Raw genomic sequence first — 2,217 nt, 5'->3', positions numbered from 1 at the left:
CCATAAAAAAACTTCAATACAAATTGTACTGAAGTCATCTGAAGAATAGATAATTTTTAATGGTTATTTTTTTTACCTCTTTATTTCTGATACAAATTTACTCAGTTGCCTATTATTTCTATAATTTTCGAACCGGGATTTTAAAAGAATCAACCGGAAAAACATAAAAATTACATGTTTTTTTATTGAATTTTTCGTTTTAAATTTGCCTTTCAAATAATTTAATCCGTAAATGTTTTACAAAAACTTAATAATCAATAGATTATATCTCCTCCTATTATTTTTTATTTTTTCAATAAAAATCAATGCTCAAAATGTCGATTATGAGAAAATGAGTTTGGATGAAATTGATAACAGTTTTGAAAATATACATGAAAATATAACGGGTGAAAAAGTAGGTGAAATTTATATAAGAAGAGCCAAAAAGGAAAAAAATATAGAAGCTTTATTCAGAGCTTATAAACTTATCAGTTTTTATACAACAAATCCAAAAAATTTAAGATATGTTGATAGTGCAATAATTACTGCCAAAAGAATTAATAAGCCAATATATCTTGCCAATGCTTATTTAGCAAGAAGCACAATAAAAGATATAAATAGTAGTGGTACAGATGGAATTAAAGATTTATTTATTGCACATAATTATTCAAAAAAAACAGATGATGAATATCTTAAAAATAGGATATTGTATAACTTATCTTTATACTATATTTATTTAGGGAATTACATTGAAGCTAAAAGTTATTTAATATCTGCTAACAATTATTTTAGAAAAGAGTTTAATAGAAAAGAAACTGGGAAAGATAATGTATTGATGTATTTTTACACAATTATTTCATTAATAAATTGTAATAATAAATTAGGAAAAATATCAGAAAGCCTTCCACTTTATAAAGAAGCATATCAAAAAATCAATTTAGATAAAAAACACGAAGTATATAGAGCATATTTCTTGTCTTCTGAAGGCGCCGATGCATATTACAATAAAAATTATTTATTAGCCATCAATAAACTCAATGAAGCTATTAAACAATATAATGACAATTTTACTCATTATACAGAAATATATTATCTTGGCCTCTCCTATTGGAAACTCAACCAGAAAGATCAAGGAGTCGACTATTTCCATAAACTTGACAAAGAATATTATAAAGATAAAAATCAAGACCCTCAATTCAGACCTGCTTATGAACATTTAATACAGTATTACAAAGAAAAAGGAAATACTGATAAACAATTAGAGTACATCAATAAACTACTCTTTCTAGACCATTCTTACGAGAAAAATTACAAATATCTTTTTAATAAAATCAATAAAGAATATACCTCAGAATTACTCATCCAAGAAAAAAACGAAATTGAAAATTCACTGAAATTTCACCAATTGCTCATTATTTTTATCATTATTCTAAGTTTTTCTGTTGGTTCTTTTATTTTTTACAGATACTCTAAAGTAAAAAAGGCTTACAAACAGAGATTTAGAGAAATTTTAGCAGAAAAAAATAAATTTTCAATCAATGAGCAAAATTCTGACAGCTCTAAAAAAACTGTTGACCGTTTAGAAAATCATAAAACATTACTCATTAGTAAAATACCTGGATTAAGCCCAGCAACCATAGATTATGTTTTAAATAAATTAGATACTTTCGAAAATGAAAATCAATTTCTCAACCCAAAAATAACTCTGAAATCCCTGTGTGAAGAGTTTAATACCAATTCTGGTTATCTATCTAGAATCATTAATGTGTACAAACAGAAAAACTTTACACAATATATCAATGATTTAAGACTAGATTACATTATAGAAAAAATGAAAACCAACAAAAAATATTTGTCCATAGAAATAAAAGAATTGGCCTCAGAAGCAGGATTCGGTAATGCTGAAAGTTTTTCTGATAATTTCCAAAGAAAATTTAAAATGAAGCCCTCTATTTTTATTAAAATGATGAAAGAAAATCTAGATTCTAATCCATAAAAAAACTTCAATACAAATTGTACTGAAGTCATCTGAAGAATAGATAATTTTTAATGGTTATTTTTTTTACCTCTTTATTTCTGATACAAATTTACTCAGTTGCCTATTATTTCTATAATTTTCGAGCCGGGATTTTAAAAGAATCAACCGGAAAAACATAAAAATTACATGTTTTTTTATTGAATTTTTCGTTTTAAATTTGCCTTTCAAATAATTTAATCCGTAAATGTTTTACAAAAACC

The 2,217-nt window shown here is 25.0% G+C and carries 1 protein-coding gene; it reads left to right on the top strand.

The window, feature by feature from the left end; translation table 11 throughout:
• Positions 1 to 331 precede the first annotated feature (331 nt).
• Positions 332 to 1,975: a helix-turn-helix domain-containing protein gene (locus IEW40_RS14100; RefSeq protein WP_188618761.1), complete on the top strand. Its 1,644-nt coding sequence runs from the start codon at positions 332 to 334 to the stop codon at positions 1,973 to 1,975.
• The last annotated feature ends 242 nt before the right edge of the window (positions 1,976 to 2,217 follow it).

The sequence above is a fragment of the Cloacibacterium rupense genome, from assembly GCF_014645495.1.
In the GTDB taxonomy this organism is placed as follows: domain Bacteria; phylum Bacteroidota; class Bacteroidia; order Flavobacteriales; family Weeksellaceae; genus Cloacibacterium; species Cloacibacterium rupense.
The sequence above is the reverse complement of the archived record's forward strand: the minus strand, read 5'-3'. Positions and strand labels throughout refer to the sequence as shown.